The sequence below is a fragment of the Pseudomonas serbica genome, assembly GCF_028823535.1.
Taxonomy (GTDB): domain Bacteria; phylum Pseudomonadota; class Gammaproteobacteria; order Pseudomonadales; family Pseudomonadaceae; genus Aquipseudomonas; species Aquipseudomonas serbica.
The window spans coordinates 17,424-37,392 of record NZ_JAQIYM010000012.1; the positions used below are offsets into that span (position 1 = coordinate 17,424).

A 19,969-nucleotide genomic window follows, 5' to 3' on the forward strand; every position below is an offset into this window, starting at 1 on the left:
GCCGCAACCAACCAATTTTTTAGCCCTGCGCCTCATTCGGTCGCGGGGCTTTTTTTTGCCAAAAAAACACCTCCCCTGTAGGCGCTGGCTTGCCAGCGAAGGCGCCGGGGCAGTCGGCATCGACTGTTAGACCGCTTTCGCTGGCAAGCCAGCTCCTACAGGGGGCTTTGTTAGGCACGGATTTTGTGTACGACGCCGATTAACTGTAGGAGCTGGCTTGCCAGCGAAGGCGCCGGGGCAGTCGTCATCGATGGCGACTGTTAGACCGCTTTCGCTGGCAAGCCAGCTCCTACAGGGGGCTTTGCCAGGCACGGATTTGGTGTACGACGCCGATTAACTGTAGGAGCTGGCTTGCCAGCGAAGGCGCCGGGGCGGTCGACAGCAATGGCGGCTGTCAGACCGCTTTCGCTGGCAAGCCGGGCTGGTGCGAGGTATATGGCGGAAGGTAGCCGGAGTCGAACCTGCCCGGGAACGGATGCCGTCCCCAACCGGGTTTGAAGCCCGGCCGCGCCACCGGGCGCGATTACCTTCCTTGAAAATCAGTGATCCGTGTGCCTGGCCAGGGCATTGTCCAGGCGAATATGGCGTCTGTCGCCAAAACGCCGGGTCAGGCCGAGCCGGTCGAAGTATTCGAGGATCTGGATACTGCGCTTGCGCCCCAATCCCACCGCATCACGAAACGCCGACACCTGGATGACCGCGTCAGCCTCGGCCAGTTGCATCAGCATAGCCGCCATTCGCCGGATCATCGCATCGGTGTAGAACAGGTCGCGGACCACTTGATGCAGCAGCCCCAGCCGGGCCATTTTGCGCAGTAGCAAGCGCACCCTGGTTTCATCGTGACCCAGTTCGCGCACCCACGGCGGATCAAACCCGGCCGCGTCGAACCGTGGCTGCAACTGTTGCCATAGGGCTTCGTCCTCTTCGCTCAGACGCACTTGATGGCCGGGCAAATGCAGCCATGGCCCGCTGCTGGTGATGGTGCCATCGACCAGCAACTCGTCAAGCAGGCTGATGAAGGTCGAGCGATCGAGTGCCGTCCCGCAGAATCGACGCAGGCGATCGCGGTCCGGCCCCATCTGGTCCGGCTCCAGTAGGTGAAAGCGCGCCAGATGTTCGAGCACCTGCGCTTTCAAGGCTTGCCAGCGCTCGTCGCTGAACAGCAGCGGCCCCTGCCGGGTTTCGATCAACCGCACGTCATCCGGCAACACCCAATTCGCGCGCGGATGGTTGAACTGGCGCTCCAGACGTTGCAGATCAAGCCCGCTGTCACTGTTGGCCAGCAGCATCGGCATGACATCTTCCAGGCCAGTAGTCGCCAGCAGCGCCTGTAACTGCGTCAATCGCTCGGGACTGCGACGGTGACGGGTCGGTGCGAACGGATCGAGCACTCGACCGCCGCCGAGGGTCCGTTGCGCGCTTTGGTCACGCAAGATCAGCGGATCGCCCTTCACCGCCTGCACCGGCACATTGAGCAGGATCTGCGCAAACATCCGCTCACCCGGCGCCAGGCTGGAGCCCTCCAGCAGGGCCACGCGCCCGGTCACGTCCTGGGTGCCGATGTGAACATGCACCGGTTGAAAATGCTCGAAGGCGCGAGACTCGCCGGGCAACAACCTCAGGTCAATATCCAGACGCTGGGTCGCAGCGTACAGCCACGGCGCCGACAGCCACTGTCCACGATGAATCTGTTCCAGCGCCAGGCGTCCCGCACTCAGGTTCAACGCCACGCGCTGTCCTGCAGTCGCGCGTTCGGCGGCCTGATTTTGCGCGTGCAGGCCGCGCACCCGCACCGGTTTGCCGAGGGGGCCGAGCAGCAGCGTATCGCCCACTGCCACCTGGCCGGACAGCGCCGTGCCGGTGACCACGATCCCCGCGCCCGCGACGCTGAAGGCCCGATCGATCGCCAGGCGAAAGCCACCACCGAGGCTGCGTTGCTGCACTTGACGCTGCGCATCCAGCAAGGCCTGGCGCAGGCTGTCGATGCCCTGCCCGGTCACGCTCGACAGCGTGATCAACGGCGCATCGGCATAGGGTCCGGGTGCCAGCAAGGATTCGATCTGCTCGTGCACCTCTTGCACCCGGGATGCTTCGACCCGGTCGCATTTGCTGATCGCCACGAGCGCGCGGGGAATACCCAACAGTTCGACGATGGCCAGGTGTTCCCGGGTCTGTGGCATCACGCCGTCGTCGGCGGCCACCACCAGCAACACCAGGTCGATGCCCTGTGCGCCGGCGAGCATGTTGTGGGTGAAGCGCTCATGACCTGGCACGTCGATAAAACCGGTGAGGACCGCGCCCGGCTCCAGGGCGGCGTACAGGTAGCCGAGGTCGATGGTCATGCCGCGTTCGCGCTCCTCGCGGCGCCGATCCCCGGCCTGCCCGGTCAGCGCCTCAAGCAGTGCCGTCTTGCCATGGTCGATATGCCCTGCCGTGCCGACGATCACCCTGCCCGGCCCTCCACCTGCAGTTGCTCGAGTTGCGCCAGCCATGCTGGCTCGTCGTCCAGTTGCCGCAAGTCGAGCCACAACGCGTCGTCATCGATACGCCCGAGCACCGGTATCGGCAAGGTCCGGAGGGCTTCTTCGAGCCCATGCAGGCTTCGTCCACGCAGCCGTTTCGAGGTTAAAGGTCGCAGGCACAGCGCGGCACTGGGCAAGCGTGCCACCGGCTGGCTGCCGCTGCCGATCATCCCCAGCGCCGGCACCGCGGCGACACTCCAGCCCGCACCCAGGCGGTTGGCCAGGAACGGTTGCAGGCGCTCGGCTTGTGCCAGGATGTCGGTTCGCGTTCGGGTGAGCAGGCGCAGGCTGGGCAAGCGTTCAGCCAGCCGATCCGGGTTGCGGTACAAGCCCAGCACCGCTTCGAGCGCCGCCAAGGTCAGCTTGTCGACCCGCAACGCACGTTTGAGTGGGTTCTTCTTGATCCGCGCGATCAGGTCCTTGCGCCCGACAATCAACCCGGCTTGCGGGCCGCCGAGCAATTTGTCGCCGCTGAAGGTGACGATGTCCGCGCCATCGAGCAGGGCCTGGCGCACCGTCGGTTCGGCCGGCAAGCCCCAACGGGTCAGGTCCAGCAAGCTGCCGCTGCCGAGGTCTTCGAGCAACGGCAAGCCATGTTGCTGCGCCAGCTGCGCCAACTCGGCGGTGGATACTCGGGTGGTGAACCCCTCGATGCTGTAGTTGCTTGCATGCACCCGCATGATCAAGCCGCTGCGCGGGCCGATGGCGGCCTCGTAGTCGCGGGCGTGGGTGCGGTTGGTGGTGCCGACCTCGACCAGTTTGACGCCGGCGCGGGCCATGATGTCGGGAATACGGAAGGCACCGCCGATTTCGATCAGCTCGCCCCGGGAGATGATGCCTTCCTTGCGTGCGCCGAGGCTGTTGAGGGTCAGCAGCACCGCGGCAGCATTGTTGTTGACCACGGTCACCGCCTCGGCGCCGGTCAGCTCGCGGATCAGGCCCTCGATCAGATCGTCGCGGTCGCCGCGCTTGCCGCTGTGCAGGTCGAATTCGAGGTTGAGCGGATAACGTGCCGCCATTTGCACCGCGTCGATGGCTTCCTCTGGCAACAAGGCTCGGCCCAGATTGGTGTGCAGGACCGTGCCGGTGAGGTTGAACACCCGGCGTACATGGCTGCGGTGCTGGCTGGCCAGGCGCTCGCCCACCCTGCCCGCCAGTACCTGCGGGGTGAGTTCGACCTCATTGAGCTGCCCTGCCAGGACCGGTTCGCGCAAGTCATCGAGCAACTGGCGCAGGCTGGCGAGCAAGGCGTCGCGCCCATAACGCTGGGCCAGAGGCTGGCAGGCCGGATGGCGTAGCAGGCTGTCGATCGAAGGTAATCGCAAGACTTGGCTGATAGATCGGGCGGACATCAGGCGCTCCGGCAAACGTTGACCGCCTGAGTGTAGACGCTCGCTTCAGTCGCCCCCGGGTGCCAGCAGCAGATTGGGCGCAGGCCGCGCAAAGCCTTCCTGTTCCAGGCGCATGTCGAGGACCAGGCTGCTCAGGTCGGCGGACAACGCTTCGGCTTCGGCGTCGCATTCCAGGTACAGCTGCTTCAGGTAACTGTGACACCCCGGGCAGGTTTCCGCGCGCAGCGGCGCCTTGTCCGCGGCGTGGCGGTCGCTGTCGAGGCTGACGTATTGCAAGCCTTTACTCTGTTCGCAATACACGCACTTGACCCGTACCACATGCCATTCGCAGGCACACAGCGAACACACCAGGTAGCGCAAGCCGTTGTATTTGCCGCGATGGCGGATCACCCCAGCCATGGCCGGTGAGCCGCAAGCCGGGCACTGGTTGAGGCTGTTGCCGGGTTTCAACCTGAGGTCCGGGGTACTCAGCAACCAATGGCTCCACGCGACTTGCAAGGCCGCACCCAGAAAGGGCACCAGCGCCGCTGGCACCAAGGCGAACTGCCCGCTGACCAAGGCAATGGCCCACGCCTTGAGTTGCCCGACGCTGGCCTCGCGCAAGCTTGCCACGGCGTTTACCACCGCCGGTTGTGCCGGCGGTTGATAGTGCTGCAACAGCCCACGCAGATACGCCAGCCACGCGTCCTCGCGCACCAGGCTGTCGGCGGCAAACGGCGGCAGGCCATGATCCAGGCACAGGCGGATGCGCTGCGGGTCTGGCAGTGCCAACTCGGGTGGATCGTCCATCAGCCGCTGCTGCGCCTGGCACAGCCCCGCGACCAGGCGCAGGTACTCGGCCAGCGGATGCCCTTCGGCAAGGCGCTCCAGGCGCAGCGCACGCAAGGCAAACAGGTTGGGCGGTGGAAGGTGCAGAAATGGCGGCGATGTCGCCGCCGCTTCGATCTGTCCCGGCTCCAGGATAGTGGCCAAGTCGTTATCCTTTTTTGCTCAGCGGTGGGTCGGAACGCGGACGCTCTTCTCGGGTCACCTCGCGGTACCAGAGTTCGTGGTGTTTCTTCGCCCAGGCGCGGCTGACCCAGCCATGCAGCATGGCATTGACCGAGCCCTTGATCCAGATGCCGGCGTAGATGTGCACGATGATGCTCAGGATCAGCACGAAACCGGCCAGCGCGTGCAGCAACATCGCCCAGCGAATCGTGGTGATGCCGAAGTACTCGCTGAAGTACGCGCGCCAGATCACCAGACCGGTGAACAGCAGTGCCACCATGCACAGCAGTAAAGTCCAGAACAGCAGCTTTTGCCCTGGGTTGTACTTGCCGATGGCGGGCACGCCCTCCTCTTCGTTTTTCATCACCCGGTCGATGCGCCGCAGCCACAGGCGATCGTTGTCGATGAAGTAGTTGGCGCGCCAGAACTGCACCACCAACCCGAGAAAAAACACGAACATCACCACGCCCATGAATGGGTGCAGGATGCGTGTCCAGGGCCCGCCACCGAACAGGTTGCTCAGCCAGAACAGCGCCGGATGAAACAGCGCCAGCCCGGACAGCCCCGCCATGAAAAACAGGATCGCCACCAGCCAGTGGTTAGTGCGCTGGTTGGCGGTATAGCGAAGGATCTGTTTGCGGATCATGGCCTGTCCTCCCGCTTCGGATCGTAGGTGTGCACCGATGGATCGACTTCATGTACCGCAGGATCGATGGGCGGCGGCAGTTCATCTTCCTCGACCACTTGTGGACCGACCCGCACGTAGTGGAAAAATCCGGCCAGAACCGCCAATCCCATGGCCAACAGGCCCAGGGGTTTACTGACCCCCTTCCACAGGCTCACCAGCGGGCTGATCACCGGGTCGCTCGGCAGGCCGGCATACAGCCTGGGCGTGTCGGCGTGGTGCAACACATACATCACGTGCGTGCCGCCAACACCGGCGGGGTCGTACAGGCCGGCGTTGTCAAAGCCGCGACTCTTGAGGTCGACGATGCGTTCGGCAGCATGCTCCTTCATGTCCTGCTTGGAGCCGAACACGATGGCGCCGGTCGGGCAGGTCTTCACGCAGGCCGGCTCAAGCCCCACCGCCACGCGATCCGAGCACAGGGTGCATTTGTAGGCCTTGTGGTCTTTCTGCGAGATACGCGGAATGTTGAACGGGCAACCGGTGATGCAGTAGCCACAGCCGATGCAATGGTCCTGGTTGAAATCAACGATGCCGTTGGCGTGCTTGATGATTGCCCCGGGACTGGGGCACGCGGCCAGGCAACCGGGTTCGGCGCAGTGCATGCAACCGTCCTTGCGAATCAGCCACTCCAGGTTGCCGGCGTCGGTTTCGTGCTCGGTGAAGCGCATCAGGGTCCAGGTTTCTGCAGTCAGGTCCTGGGGGTTGTCGTAGGTGCCGAGGTTGTGGCCGACCTCGTCGCGCAGCTCGTTCCATTCCGAACAGGCGACCTGGCAAGCCTTGCAGCCAATGCACTTGGTGGTGTCGATCAGCTTGGCGACTTCCTCCAGGTTGCGTACCGATGAGGGCACAGTGGTGGTGGCCGAGCGGGCAATGATGTCTTGGCTGGCCATTTAGACTTTCTCCACATTGACCAGGAATGACTTGGATTCCGGGGTCTGGGTGTTGCCATCGCCGAGGAACGGCACCAGGGTGTTGGTCAGGTAGCCGTGGCGCGTGAGCCCGGTGAAACCCCAGTGCAGCGGGATACCGATCTGGTGCACCACCTGGTTGTTGACCTGCAGCGGACGAATCCGCTTGGTCACCACTGCCACCGCTTCAATGAAGCCACGCTTGCTGCTGACCCGCACCCGGTCGCCGGCGACGATGCCTTTTTCCCTGGCCAGCACTTCGCCGATCTCGACGAACTGCTCGGGCTGGGTGATCGCGTTGAGCTTGCAGTGCTTGCTCCAAAAGTGGAAATGCTCAGTCAGCCGGTAGCTGGTGGCGGCGTACGGGTAATCCTTGGCCACGCCGAGGGTATCCCACACCGAGTCGAAGATCCGCGCCGCCGGGTTGCTCGTGGCCTTCTTGTTCTGCGGGTGCAGCGGGTTGATGCCGATCGGCGTCTCGAACGGCTCGTAGTGCTCGGGGAATGGTCCCTCGTTCATCTTGTCGACGGCAAAGAACCGCGCCACGCCTTCGGGGTTCATGATAAACGGATTCATCCCCGCTTCCGGTGCCACGTCAGCCTTGTAGTCCGGCACATCGGTGCCGGCCCAGGCCTTGCCGTTCCACCACACCAGGCGCTTTTTCTCGTCCCACGGCTTGCCTTGCAGGTCGGCGGAGGCGCGGTTGTAGAGAATCCGCCGGTTCGCCGGCCAAGCCCAGGCCCAGCCCTGATGCTGGTGCATGCCATAGGGGTCGTTGTTGTCGCGCCGGGCCATCTGGTTGCCGGTTTCGGTCCAGCTGCCACAGAAGATCCAGCAACCGGATGCCGTGCCGCCGTCATCCTTGAGTTGACCGAAACCGGCCAGTTGCGTATTGCCCTTGATCAGCGCCCCGGTGGCGTCGGTGAAATCGCTGACGGCGTAGCCGTTCACCTCCTTGGCCAGTTCTTCCGGTGACGGTTCGTCCGCGACCTTGTACGGCCACGACAGTTTCAGCAGCGGGTCGGGATAGGCGCCGCCGTCGGCCTGATAGCGTTGGCGCAGGCGCAGGAACAGCTCGCTCATGATGCGGATGTCGGTGTACGCCTCCCCTGGGCCGTCGGCACCCTTCCAGTGCCATTGCAACCAGCGACTGCTGTTGACCAGTGAGCCGTCTTCCTCGGCAAAGCAGGTGGTGGGCAGGCGGATCACTTCGGTCTGGATGTCGGCGCTGTTGACGTCGTTATACGGCCCGACCTTTTGCCAGAACTCCGAGGTTTCGGTGGCCAGGGGATCCATCACCACCAGCCATTTCAACTTGGCGAGCGCGGCCATCACACGGTTTTTGTCCGGCAACGCGGCAATGGGGTTGAAGCCCTGGCACATGTAGCCGTTGACTTTGCCCTGGCCCATCAGGTCGAACACCTTGAGGATGTCGTAGTTGGGGATGTCCAGTTTCGGCAGATAGTCGTAGGCCCAGTTGTTTTCCAGCGTGGCATTGGCGCCGTACCAGGCTTTCATCAGGCTGACGTGGAATTTGCTGTAGTTCTGCCAGTAGGACAGTTGCCCCGGCCGCAGCGGTTTCTGCGTGCGCTTGAGGATGTAGGCGTTGTAATCCTGCTCGGCATCGCCCGGTAGCGTGAGGTAGCCCGGCAGCGCGTTGGACAGCAGGCCCAGGTCGGTCAGGCCCTGGATATTGGAGTGCCCACGCAGGGCGTTCACGCCCCCACCCGGCATGCCGACGTTGCCCAGCAACAGTTGCACCATCGCCGCGCTGCGGATGATCTGCGCGCCGATCGAGTGCTGGGTCCAGCCCAGGGCGTAAAGGATGGTCATGGTCTTGCCCGGTTGCGAGCAAGTGGCGATTTCCTCCCAGATTTTCTGCATGGCGTCGACCGGCATGCCGCAGATCTGGCTCGCCAGTTCAATGTTGTAGCGGCTGTAATGCTGCTTCATCAGTTGATAGACGCAGCGCGGGTCCTGCAGGGTCGGGTCGACTTTGGCAAAACCGTCTTCGCCGAGTTCATAGCCCCAGCCGGACTTGTCGGTGTAGGTCCGCTTGGCCGCGTCGTAGCCGCTGAAAATCCCGTCCTCGAAGCCATAGCCGGCTTTGACGATGAACGACACGTCGGTGTAGTTGCGCACGTAGTCGTGCTGGATCTTGTCCTCGGTCAGCAGGTAATTGATCAGCCCGCCCATGAAGGCGATGTCGGTGCCGGTGCGAATCGGCGCGTAATAGTCGGCCACCGAAGCGGTCCGGGTGAATCGCGGGTCGACCACGATCAGCCGCGCCTTGTTGTGCGCCTTGGCTTCGGTCACCCACTTGAAGCCGCACGGATGCGCCTCTGCTGCGTTACCGCCCATCACCAGGACCAGGTTCGCGTTGGCGATATCGGTCCAATGGTTGGTCATGGCTCCACGGCCGTACGTCGGGGCAAGACTTGCCACCGTCGGACCGTGTCAGACACGCGCCTGGTTATCGAACCCCAGCATGCCGAGACTGCGAACCACCTTGTGGGTGATATAGCCTGCTTCATTGGACGCCGCCGATGCCGCGAGGAAACCGGTGGTCAGCCAGCGATTCACCGTCTGGCCCTGGGCGTTTTTCTCGATGAAGTTGGCGTCGCGGTCGGCCTTCATCAGGTCGGCGACGCGATCGAGCGCTTCATCCCAGGAGATGCGCGTCCACTCGCTGCTGCCGGGCTTGCGCATCTGCGGGTACTGCAGGCGTCCGGGGCTGTGAATGAAATCGAGCAGGCCTGCACCTTTGGGGCACAGGGTGCCGCGGTTGACCGGGTGGTCGGCGTCACCTTCGATGTGGATTATATTTTGCGCGACATTCTTGGCGGCATCGCCCTGGCTGTACATGATCAACCCACAGCCGACCGAGCAATACGGACAGGTGTTACGGGTTTCATGGGTGTGGGCGAGCTTGAAGTGACGCACCTGCTCGGCGAAAGCGGCAGTCGGGGCCATGCCCAACGCGCCCAGGCTCGAGCCTGCAAGGCCGATGCCGGCGACCTTGAAGAACTGACGACGGCTGAGGTCCATCGTGCACTCCTGATCAGGTGGAAATCCGCTGCTTTGGCGGATTTTTCTGGACATTCACGGTGGCGGCAGTCTGGCTGCCGACTCTTGAATTTTAGACAAGGCTGTCGAATTCACCATGAGAACCGACCGTCGGCCCATCATCGAGCGGCACACACCGCCGCTCCCATAGCGATTGTGTTCAATACAGGGATTGGCGCTTATCATTGCAGCCATGTTTAACCCGGCCTTTATGAGATTTGCGCATGACTTTCGATTTTGATCAGGTGTTCGACCGCCACGGCACTGGCAGCACCAAGTGGAGCCGCTACCCGGCCGACGTGCTGCCGATGTGGGTCGCCGACATGGATTTCGCCGCGCCTTCGATGATCGTCCAGGCCCTGCAAAAACGCCTGGAACATCCGCTGCTCGGCTACAGCACGGCCAAGGACGATTTGCGCGAAGCCATCGTGGCCGATCTGTGGAACAAGTACGCCTGGCGCGTCGAGCCCCAGGAGCTGATCTTCCTGCCGGGCGTCGAGTCGGGCTTCAACATGGCGCTCAAGGCGCTGGTCCAGCCGGCGCAGAATGTGGTGGTGCAGGTCCCGAACTACCCGCCCCTGCGTCACGCGCCGGGTCATTGGGGACTGAACAAGGTCGAGCTGAATTTCGACCCGCAGCCCGACGGCACCTACACCACGCCACTGGCAACCTTGAACGAATCCCTGCAAGGTGGCGGCGCGCTGCTGTTGAGCAACCCGCACAACCCGTTGGGCAAAGCCTTCGGCCGCGAAGAACTGCTGGCCATTGCCGACATCTGCCTGGCCAACGAGGCCTGGATCATTTCCGACGAGATCCACGCCGAACTGTGCTTCGACGGCCGCCAACACCTGCCGATGGCGTCCCTGAGCCCGCAAATCGCCCAGCGCACCATCACCCTGATGTCGGCCAGCAAGGCCTACAACATCGCCGGCCTGAAAACCTCGTTCATGATCATCCAGGACCGCCACCTGCGCGAGAAGGTCAACCATGCCCGCTGCGGCATGGTCGACAGCGTCAACCCGCTGGGCATGGAAGCCACCCGCATCGCCTACAGCGAAGCCGCGCCGTGGCTGGCCGCGTTGAAAGACTACCTGCAGGGCAACCGCGATTACCTGGTCGACGCCGTGCGCCGCCGTTTGCCAGGCATCACCCTGAACGTGCCGCAAAGCACCTACCTGGCCTGGCTCGATTGCTCAGCGCTGGGGCTGGACAACCCGCAACAGTTCTTCCTCGAACAAGCCAAAGTGGGCCTGAGCCCGGGCCTTGATTTCGGCGATGACTGCCAACAGTTCGTACGCCTGAACTTCGGCTGCCCGCGGTCATTGCTGGAGGAAGGGATTGCGCGGATGGAGCGTAGTTTGCGGCATCGTAACGCTTGATCGCCCTATGTAGGAGCTGACTTGTCCGCGCAGCGATGGCGCCCCAAAGCCGGATGCAATATCCAACGGCCCCATCGCCAGCAAGCTGGCTCCTACAGATCCCCACCCCTACACAAATCCTGTAGGAGCTGGCTTGCCAGCGAAGGCGTCCTGAAGCTGAATCACATCTTGAGAATCGTTCAGCTTACGTTCAGCTAATTGTCAATCACTCCCATATGGGAATGAGTGTCATTATGTTACAAATTAGCACCCTATCTAATTCCCCACGGTGCTGAATGCTCGTTCCTTTCCTGATCATGCTGCGCGAAGGCATTGAAGCCGCGTTGATCGTTGGCATTATCGCCAGTTACCTCCAGCAGACCGGACGTGGCCAATGGATGCCCGCGGTGTGGGTCGGGGTGTTTCTCGCCGCCGCTCTTTCGCTATTGGTAGGCGGTGGCCTGGAGCTGGTCAGCGCCGAGTTCCCGCAGAAACAGCAGGAGCTGTTTGAAGGTGTCGTCGGCCTGGTCGCGGTCGGTATTCTCAGTTCGATGGTGTTCTGGATGCGCAAGGTGGCGCGGTCGATCAAGCACTCGCTGCACGTTTCCCTCGATCATGCGTTGAACAATTCCCGGCACCAGGTGTTCGCGCTGATTGCCATGGTGTTTTTCGCCGTGGCCCGCGAAGGCCTGGAGACGGTGTTTTTCCTACTCGCAGTGTTCCAGCAAAGCGAAGGCCCGGCGGCGCCGATAGGTGCCCTGCTCGGCTTGATACTGGCCATCGTCGTCGGTTTCCTGATCTACAGCGGCAGCATGCGCCTCAATCTCGGCGCGTTTTTCCGCTGGACCGGCCTGTTCATCCTGGTGGTGGCGGCGGGCATCCTGGCCAACTCGGTACAGGCGCTGCACGAAGCCGGGGTCTGGAATCACTGGCAGGCCGTGCTCTTCGACTTCAGCGCCACGCTGCCCATGGACGGCCCGCTGGGTTCGGTGCTGGCCGGGATGTTCGGTTACCAGGACACCCCGACTATCAGCACCCTCGGCGCCTATCTGATTTATCTGCTGGTGGCGCTGGCGATGTTCTTCATGCCCGCCGCCGCTCCCGGCAAACAATCTTCTTCGGCTTCCAGTCAGTAAGGGCAACCATGCCAGATCAAACTCCACCCCAAGCCTCCCCACCCCGAGCCTTGCGCTGGGCGGTGGCCGGTTCGGCAATCGTGATGATCGCCGCCGGCGGGCTGTTCTACTACGCCGCGCAATTGGCCACGGCCAAGCGCGAACGCCAGGCCAACCATGACCAGGTGCTGGTGACCATTGCCGGCCATAGCTGCGAGCCGAACGCCCTGACGGTGCCGGCCGGGCGCGCCAGTTTTCGCATCGTCAACCGCTCCGATCGCGCCGTCGAATGGGAAATCCTGGACGGCGTGCTGGTGGTCGAGGAACGGGAAAACATCGCGCCCGGGCTAAGCCAGGTGATCAACGCCAACCTGTTGCCCGGCGATTACACCATCACCTGCGGCCTGCTGAGCAACCCCCGCGGCACGCTGCACGTCACCCCGACGGCGGCGTCGCAAGCCGCCGCCAAGGCCGGGCCTGCACTGCTGGCGTTTGTCGGACCGCTGTCGGAGTACCGCGTGTACCTGAGCAGTCAGGGTACGGCGCTGATCAAGGCCGTCGCGGCGCTGGAGCAAGCCATTGGGGCCGGCGACCTCGAACAGGCGCAGGCGATGTACCTGCCGGCGCGCGCTGCATATCAGAGACTGGCGCCCGCCGCGCAACGCCTGGGGCAATTGGACAACGCGATCAACGCCCGTGCGGACTACTTCGAAAAGCGCGAACAGGATCCGGGATTCGTGGGCTTCCATCGCCTCGAATATGCGCTGTTCCAGCAACGCAACCTCGACGGCCTGGCACCGCTTGCCCAGCGCCTGCTGACGGACGTCACCGCGCTCAAGCAACAGTTGCTGGCCCAGTCCCTGGCGCCGGAGCAACTGGTGAGCATCGTGGTGCGCAATCTCGACAACATAGCCCAGGTGCGCGCCCAGTCGGGCGAAGAGGAGCGTTACAGCCACAGCGACCTCAACGGCTTCGCCGGCAACCTGGACGCCAGCCGCAAGGTCGTCGAGCTGTTGCGCCCATTGCTGGGCAAATCCGATGCGCCACTGCTGACAAACATCGACACGGCATTGGCTGATTTCGCTGCCGAACTCGACGGGTTCAAGGTCGACGGCGGTTATGCCAGCTACGACAGCGTCAGCCCCGCGCAACGCCAACAGATCGCCGACAAGGCCAAGGCACTGGCCGCCGCACTCGATGCAATAGACCCCGCCCTCGGCCTTTCCGGCCTGTAAGCAGAAGACGACTTTCAGATGAATGATCCAGAGCAATTCAACCTTCAGCGCCGCCGGGTACTAATGGGCATGGGCGCCGCCGGTGTCGCACTGGCAGGTGTAGCCTTGAGCTGCCCGGCCATGGCCGCCAGCCCCGCGCAAGTGACCGAGGCACCGAGCAGCGAGCGCACCCAGGACCGTCATGATTTCCTTGGCAAACACCAGAGTGGAATCGTCACGCCACGCCCGGCGTCCGGCATGCTGGTGGCTTTCGACGTGCTGGCCAGCGATCGACAGGACCTGGCGCGGCTGTTTCGCACCCTGAACGAACGCATCGCGTTTTTGATGAAAGGCGGCCCGGTGGCTCAGGTCGATCCGAAACTGCCCCCCTTGGATTCAGGGATTCTCGGGCCTGTGGTCACGCCGGATAACCTGACCATCACCGTGTCGGTCGGCGAGTCACTGTTCGACGAGCGTTTCGGCCTGAGCGACGTCAAACCCAAGCGCTTGATCCGAATGGTCGGTTTCCCCAACGATGCGCTGGAAGCCGATTGCTGCCACGGCGACTTGAGCATCCAGTTCTGCGCCAACACCACCGACACCAACATCCACGCCCTGCGCGACATCGTGAAGAACCTGCCGGATTTACTCCTGGTGCGCTGGAAGCAGGAAGGCAGCGTGCCGCCCCAGGCCCCGGCCCAGCCGGGGATGCCGGCACAAAGCGCGCGAAACTTCCTGGGTTTTCGCGACGGTTCGGCCAACCCCGATTCCAACAATGCCCACGCAATGGACAGCCTTGTCTGGGTTCAGCCCGGCGGCGACGAACCGGCCTGGGCGGCCAATGGCAGCTATCAGGCGGTGCGGATCATCCGCAACTTCGTTGAACGCTGGGACCGCACGCCGCTGCAGGAACAGGAAAGCATTCTGGGTCGCGTCAAGGCCAGCGGTGCGCCCATGGGCGGCCAGCATGAATCGCAAGTCCCGAACTATGCCGAGGACCCGCACGGCAAGCAAACCCGGCTCGACGCGCATATCCGCCTGGCCAACCCACGCACCGCCGCGACCCAGGCCAACCTGATCTTGCGCCGGCCGTTCAACTACTCCAACGGTGTGAACAGGAACGGCCAGCTCGACATGGGTTTGCTCTTCATCTGTTACCAGGCCGACCTGGAAAAAGGCTTCATCACCGTGCAAACCCGACTCAACGGCGAGCCGCTGGAGGAATACCTCAAGCCGGTCGGCGGCGGGTACTTCTTCACCCTGCCAGGTGTCACCGGCGATCAGGACTTCCTTGGCCGTTCGCTGCTTGAAGCCGAACAACCCGCAACAACAGTCTGACCACCACAACATCGACGGAGCCGCCCCATGAATAAGTCGCCACTCGCATTACTGCTGGCCCTTGGCTTGCTCAACACCCCGCTTGCGGCATTCGCGGCAACGGCGCCGCTGGAGTTGGTGCAGCCGATTTCCGACTACAAGATCTACGTCACCGAGCAACTGGATGAACTGGCCAGTCACACTCGGCAGTTCACCGACGCGGTGAAAAAAGGCGACCTGGCGACCGCGAAAAAACTCTACGCCCCGACTCGCGTCTACTACGAGTCGATCGAGCCGATCGCCGAATTGTTCAGCGACCTGGACGCCTCCATTGACTCCCGGGTCGATGACCACGAAAAAGGCGTGACGGCCGAAGACTTCACCGGTTTCCACCGCATCGAGTACTCGCTGTTCGCGCAAAACAGCACCCAGGGCCTGGATCAGCTCGCCGATCGCTTGAACAGGGACGTCACCGACCTGCAAACCCGCGTCGCCGGCCTGACCTTCCCGCCGGAAAAAGTCGTCGGCGGCGCCGCGGCGCTGCTGGAAGAGGTCGCCGCAACCAAGATCTCCGGTGAGGAAGACCGTTACAGCCACACCGACCTGTACGACTTCCAGGGCAACATCGACGGGGCGAAGAAAATCGTCGACCTGTTCCGTGCGCAGATCGAGAAACAGGACGCGGCGTTCGTCGCCAAGGTCGATAAGAACTTCGCCACGGTGGACAAGATCCTGGCCAAGTACAAGACGCAGGATGGCGGCTTCGAGACTTATGACAAGGTGAAGGAAAACGATCGCAAGGCGCTGGTGGGGCCGGTGAATACGTTGGCTGAGGATTTGTCGACGTTGCGGGGAAAGTTGGGGTTGAACTGAGTTTTGTAGCGTCTGGGCGGACGCTTTCGCTGGCTTGCCAGCGATGCTTTTTCGGCCTTACAGAATGCGGTAAAGCAGCCGCTCAACCCTCACCCTGCTCACCCGCTTGAGAAACTTCGCCACCCCCGCCGGGTAATCCGGCAGGGTTTGCAGGTCCTGGTAGCGCTCGATGCGCCGGGTGTGCTGAAAAATCTGTGCAAGCTCGGTACGCCGCGGTTCCAGCAGTTCATCTTGCGGATCGTCGATCAGCAAGGCGTTTTCCAGGTCGAGACGAAACGCCCGCGGGTTGAGGTTGTTGCCCGTCAGCAAGGTGTAGCGCTGATCGACCCACATGCCCTTGAGGTGATAGGTGTTGTCGCCGTCCTTCCACAGGTGCAGGTTCAACTGGCCGCTGTCGATGTTGCGCTGATGCCGCTTGGCAAAGCGGCGCAGGCTGATCTCATAGAGATACGGCAGCGCCGAGATCACCTTGAACGGTTCGCTCGGTGGGATGTAGAAATCGTTGGCGGTCTTGTCACCGACCACGATGTCGATCTTCACCCCCCTGGCCAGCGCCCGGTTGATCTCTCGGGTCACCGCCAATGGCAGGTTGAAATACGGCGTGCAAATGGTCAGCTGATGCCGGGCGCTGGCAATCAACTCGATGATCACCCGGCTCAACGGGTTGTTCTTGCCCACACCCAGTAACGGGCTGACCGACAATCCACTTTTGTCCGTGGTGCCCTGGGTGGTGTCGTAGGCCGCGTGCTTGAGACGGCTGCGCAAGTCGCCGATGTCGTTGCGCAGGCTGCGGGTAGTCGGCAGGTTCGGCAGGTCCAGGCGATGCACCGCCTTGGAGGCCACCAGGCCGTGCTGCACCAGGTGATGCATCGAGTCGGCCAGGGCGCGGTTGTGCAGCAGGTGATAACGATCGTATCGGTACTTGTCGAACTGGTGCAGGTAGACGTTGTTCAGGCTTGCCCCGCTGTAGATCACGCAGTCATCGATGACAAAGCCCTTCAGGTGCAGCACGCCGAACAGCTCACGGGTTTGCACCGGCACGCCATACACCGGCACGACGCTTTCGTGGGTGCGGGTCATTTCCTGATACCAGGCCGAGTTGCCCGGCTGCTTGCCGGCACCGATCAACCCGCGCTGGGCACGCAGCCAGTCAACGACCACCACCACGTCCAGTTCCGGACGCGCCAGTTTGGCCGCGTGCAAGGCATCGAGAATTTCCTGGCCGGCCTCGTCCTGTTGCAGGTACAGCGCGACGATATAGATGCGCTGGGTGGCGCTGGCGATTTTTTCCAGCAGGCAACGACGGAACTCGGCGGCGCCGCAGAGGATGGTGACGGCATCGGCGGTCAGCGGGAAACTGCGCAGTTTGGGCAGCAGGGAGCGTTTGAAAAGCGACGGCATAGGGCTCGCAATGGGTCGAATCCGAAGAGTTTGAGAGCTTACACCATCGTTCGGTTTGGGTCTTGTTGGTGTCTGATCGGACGCCTTCGCTGGCAAGCCAGCTCCTACAGTTTGATCGCACTCCCCTGTAGGAGCTGGCTTGCCAGCGAAGGCTTTTTAATGAACGCCGCAAAAATAACTTTTGACCAAGGAGAACGATCGTTCTACTGTTAGCCACATGAACGAAATCAATAGCAACGACACCCGCGACATCATCCTGGACGTCACCGAAAAGTTGATCTACAAAAGTGGCATTGCCGCCACTGGAATGGATCTCCTGGTGAAAACCGCCGGCGTCTCCAGAAAAAGCATCTATCGCTACTTCGCCAACAAGGAGGAGTTGACCGTCGCCGCCCTGCAACGCCGCGACCAACGCTGGATGCACTGGTACAGGAGCGAAGTCGACCAGGCACAAACCCCGGCCGACCGTCTGCTCAACCTGTTTACCGTGCTCAAGTCCTGGTTCGTCCGCGAAGACTTTCGCGGCTGCGCCTTCATCAACACCAGCGGCGAAACTGGCGACCCGCAGGACCCGGTTCGCCTGGTCGCCAAAGAGCACAAACAGAAACTGCTCGACTACGTGTGCGAGCTGTGTACCGAACATGGCGCCGAGGATCCGCAAACGCTCGCCAAGCAGCTGCTGATCCTGATCGACGGAGCCATCACCGTCGCACTTGTCATGGGTGACTACAGTGCCGCCGATAATGCGCAATGCATGGCGCGAAAGTTATTGGACCTGTAAGTACTGGATCAAGTAGTGACATCTTGTTTGAACGTCAATCTTATAGGAAGACCTGAATGTCTAATGCCGAAGTTCGTCCGCCATTGCCGCCATTCACCCGTGAATCGGCCATCGAAAAAGTTCGCCTGGCCGAAGATGGCTGGAACTCCCGCGATCCGGAACGGGTATCGCTGGCCTACACCCTGGACACGAAATGGCGCAACCGCGCCGAGTTCGCCAATAGCCGTGAAGAAGCCAAGGCCTTCCTGACGCGCAAATGGGCCAAGGAACTGGACTATCGCCTGATCAAGGAACTCTGGGCGTTTACCGATAACCGCATCGCCGTGCGTTATGCCTATGAATGGCACGACGATTCTGGCAACTGGTTCCGCTCCTACGGCAATGAAAACTGGGAGTTCAACGAACACGGCCTGATGGCGCGCCGTTTCGCCTGCATCAACGACATGCCGATCAAGGAAAGCGAGCGCAAATTCCACTGGCCGCTGGGGCGTCGTCCTGACGATCATCCAAGCCTGTCTGATTTGGGCCTGTAACCCCCACACCCTGTAGGAGCTGGCTCGTCGGGTCGCCGCATCGCAGCGAAAGGGCCCACGAGACCAGCGCCAGGCCCAGGGACGCCTTCGCCGGCAAGCCGGTTCCTACAAGGTTCGTTGGTGTATCAGAAGCAATTTGCTGCTCCTCTGTTGGCACAGCAAAAGTTCTAACGACGAGCGGCCAGACAGGTCGCGGCCAGAGTTGGATAAAGGTAAGATACCGGCCCTTCCCCGCAGCCCTTTGCTGCCCCCCGCCGATTAAGCCGATTCCATGCCTTTCGAACTCAGCGTTGACCTTACCACCCTGGCGATCCTCGCCTTTGTCGCTTTCATTGCCGGTTTCATCGACGCCATCGCCGGCGGCGGCGGGCTGTTGACCACCCCGGCCCTGCTGACCGCTGGCCTGCCACCGCACCTGGTACTGGGCACCAACAAACTCAGTTCGACCTTTGGCTCGGCCACCGCCAGCTTCACCTTTTACCGCCGCAAGTTGTTCCACCCCCGGCAATGGATGCACGCCATCGTCGGCACCCTGGTCGGCGCACTGACCGGCGCCGTGGTCGCCCATTACCTGCCGGCGGAATGGCTGAACAAGATGCTGCCGGTGATCGTGTTTGCCTGCGGCCTTTACCTGTTGTTTGGCGGCACGCCGAAAGCGCCGCTGGACAGCGAAGCACCGATCAGGAAAAAGTGGCAGTCGACCCAAGGCTTCACCCTGGGCTTCTACGATGGCGTGGCCGGTCCCGGCACCGGCGCGTTCTGGACCGTCAGCAGCCTGCTGATGTACCCGATCGATCTGGTCAAGGCCAGCGGCGTGGCGCGCAGCATGAACTTCGTCAGCAACATTGCGGCGCTGTCGGTGTTCGTGTTTTCCGGGCAAGTGGACTGGATCATCGGCCTGAGCATGGGCCTGTCGGTGATGGTCGGGGCTTTCTTCGGCGCTCGCACCGCCATCAGTGGCGGCGCGAAGTTCATCCGTCCGGTGTTCATCACCGTGGTGCTGGGCCTGACCGTACGCCTAGCCTGGCAGCACTGGTTCAGCGTGGCCTAAGCGCTGCGCCACATAGGCATCGATCAGGTAACGGGCAATCGAACGTGACGCCGGCAACGGCGGCAGCGCGTGGACGTTGAACCACTGGGCGTCCTCGATCTCGTCCTCCTGGCAGACGATCTCGCCACCGGCGTATTCGGCATGGAAGCCGAGCATCATCGAGTGCGGGAATGGCCAGCACTGGCTGCCCATGTACTGGATGTTCTTCACTTCGATCCGCACTTCTTCACGCACCTCGCGAATCAGGCAATCCTCCGCCGATTCGCCAGGCTCGGCAAACCCCGCCAGCGTGCTGTAGACCCCGGCGACAAAACGTGGCGAGCGTGCCAGCAGAACCTCATCACCACGGGTCACCAGCACGATCATGCTGGGGGAAATCCGCGGATAGCTGCGCAAATCACAGGGCTGGCAATACATCGCCCGTTCACGCGGCACCTGGGCCATGGCCTGGCCGCAGTTGCCGCAAAAACGGTGCTCCCGGGCCCAGGTGCCGATCTGCGCGGCATAACCCAGGACCTTGAACACCGTGTGATCGCCCTCGAGCATGAACGCCCGCAAGCCTTTCCAGTTGCAGCCCGGCACTTCGCTGTGACTGCGCAGCTCCAGCAGGTACACCGGCTCGCCATCGAGGTGGCCGATGCCAAGCTCGGCGAGAATCGCCAAGTCCTGGCGCTTGAGCCATTCGCGCGGGAACAGTGCGCCGTTGTCATCGAACAAAAAGCCTTCGGGGCTGCGCGCTACCGCCCAGCCGCCGGGCTGGTCGGTGTCCAGTACTGCCGTGGTCCAGCGTTGAGTCATTT

At 62.5% G+C, this 19,969-nt stretch carries 16 protein-coding genes and 1 tRNA gene; 8 read left to right on the forward strand and 9 right to left on the reverse strand.

The window, feature by feature from the left end; translation table 11 throughout:
• Positions 1-436: 436 nt before the first annotated feature.
• From NQL71_RS20225 to fdnG, 7 genes are all read right to left on the reverse strand, one after another.
• Positions 437-532, reverse strand: a tRNA-Sec gene (locus tag NQL71_RS20225).
• A gap of 7 nt (positions 533-539) precedes the next feature.
• Positions 540-2,447 (reverse strand): selenocysteine-specific translation elongation factor, encoded by a 1,908-nt coding sequence (selB, locus tag NQL71_RS20230; protein ID WP_274643216.1) that lies wholly within the window; start codon positions 2,445-2,447, stop codon positions 540-542.
• Positions 2,444-3,874, reverse strand: coding sequence for an L-seryl-tRNA(Sec) selenium transferase (gene selA / locus NQL71_RS20235; RefSeq protein ID WP_274643156.1), 1,431 nt, complete (start codon positions 3,872-3,874; stop codon positions 2,444-2,446). The genes selB and selA overlap by 4 nt, the downstream gene beginning before the upstream one ends.
• 45 nt (positions 3,875-3,919) lie before the next feature.
• Complete coding sequence (fdhE, locus tag NQL71_RS20240) at positions 3,920-4,846, reverse strand: formate dehydrogenase accessory protein FdhE (RefSeq protein WP_046818149.1); 927 nt, start codon at positions 4,844-4,846, stop codon at positions 3,920-3,922.
• Between the two features lie 4 nt (positions 4,847-4,850).
• Positions 4,851-5,510, reverse strand: a complete 660-nt coding sequence (locus NQL71_RS20245; RefSeq protein WP_046818148.1) for a formate dehydrogenase subunit gamma — start codon at positions 5,508-5,510, stop codon at positions 4,851-4,853.
• Positions 5,507-6,442, reverse strand: a complete 936-nt coding sequence (fdxH, locus tag NQL71_RS20250; RefSeq protein ID WP_046818147.1) for a formate dehydrogenase subunit beta — start codon at positions 6,440-6,442, stop codon at positions 5,507-5,509. Before fdxH ends, NQL71_RS20245 begins: the two co-directional genes overlap by 4 nt.
• A complete protein-coding gene (fdnG, locus tag NQL71_RS20255) occupies positions 6,443-9,508 on the reverse strand; it encodes a formate dehydrogenase-N subunit alpha (protein WP_143512410.1) in 3,066 nt (1,021 codons plus the stop codon). It abuts the gene before it with no gap.
• Positions 9,509-9,750: 242 nt separating this feature from the next.
• Here fdnG and NQL71_RS20260 point away from each other — a divergent pair, with 242 nt between their 5' ends.
• The 5 genes from NQL71_RS20260 to efeO (NQL71_RS20280) all read left to right on the forward strand — a co-directional run bounded on the left by NQL71_RS20260 (position 9,751) and on the right by efeO (NQL71_RS20280) (position 15,403).
• The gene (locus NQL71_RS20260; protein WP_077183733.1) at positions 9,751-10,905 is read left to right on the forward strand and encodes a MalY/PatB family protein; all 1,155 of its coding nucleotides are present in this window, start codon (positions 9,751-9,753) and stop codon (positions 10,903-10,905) included.
• A gap of 275 nt (positions 10,906-11,180) precedes the next feature.
• Entirely contained in the window at positions 11,181-12,020 is an 840-nt protein-coding gene (gene efeU / locus NQL71_RS20265; protein WP_274643157.1) for an iron uptake transporter permease EfeU, read from the forward strand.
• 8 nt (positions 12,021-12,028) lie between these two features.
• On the forward strand, positions 12,029-13,234 hold the full coding sequence (gene efeO / locus NQL71_RS20270) for an iron uptake system protein EfeO (protein WP_274643158.1): 1,206 nt from the start codon (positions 12,029-12,031) through the stop codon (positions 13,232-13,234).
• An 18-nt stretch (positions 13,235-13,252) separates the two neighbouring features.
• Entirely contained in the window at positions 13,253-14,551 is a 1,299-nt protein-coding gene (efeB, locus tag NQL71_RS20275) for an iron uptake transporter deferrochelatase/peroxidase subunit (RefSeq protein ID WP_274643159.1), read from the forward strand.
• A 27-nt stretch (positions 14,552-14,578) separates the two neighbouring features.
• Entirely contained in the window at positions 14,579-15,403 is an 825-nt protein-coding gene (gene efeO / locus NQL71_RS20280; RefSeq protein ID WP_274643160.1) for an iron uptake system protein EfeO, read from the forward strand.
• 57 nt (positions 15,404-15,460) lie between these two features.
• Here the strand turns inward: efeO (NQL71_RS20280) and pssA are convergent, their stop codons facing one another.
• Entirely contained in the window at positions 15,461-16,804 is a 1,344-nt protein-coding gene (gene pssA, locus NQL71_RS20285) for a CDP-diacylglycerol--serine O-phosphatidyltransferase (RefSeq protein ID WP_077183738.1), read from the reverse strand.
• A gap of 217 nt (positions 16,805-17,021) precedes the next feature.
• Between pssA and NQL71_RS20290 the strand changes: the two genes are divergently transcribed.
• From NQL71_RS20290 to NQL71_RS20300, 3 genes are all read left to right on the forward strand, one after another.
• Complete coding sequence (locus NQL71_RS20290) at positions 17,022-17,585, forward strand: TetR/AcrR family transcriptional regulator (RefSeq protein WP_077183739.1); 564 nt, start codon at positions 17,022-17,024, stop codon at positions 17,583-17,585.
• A gap of 56 nt (positions 17,586-17,641) precedes the next feature.
• A complete protein-coding gene (locus NQL71_RS20295; protein WP_046818137.1) occupies positions 17,642-18,118 on the forward strand; it encodes a nuclear transport factor 2 family protein in 477 nt (158 codons plus the stop codon).
• A 271-nt stretch (positions 18,119-18,389) separates the two neighbouring features.
• Positions 18,390-19,169 (forward strand): TSUP family transporter, encoded by a 780-nt coding sequence (locus NQL71_RS20300; RefSeq protein WP_077183740.1) that lies wholly within the window; start codon positions 18,390-18,392, stop codon positions 19,167-19,169.
• Here NQL71_RS20300 and nudC read toward each other — a convergent pair.
• Positions 19,137-19,967: an NAD(+) diphosphatase gene (gene nudC / locus NQL71_RS20305; RefSeq protein WP_274643161.1), complete on the reverse strand. Its 831-nt coding sequence runs from the start codon at positions 19,965-19,967 to the stop codon at positions 19,137-19,139. The genes NQL71_RS20300 and nudC overlap by 33 nt on opposite strands.
• Between the last annotated feature and the right edge of the window lie 2 nt (positions 19,968-19,969).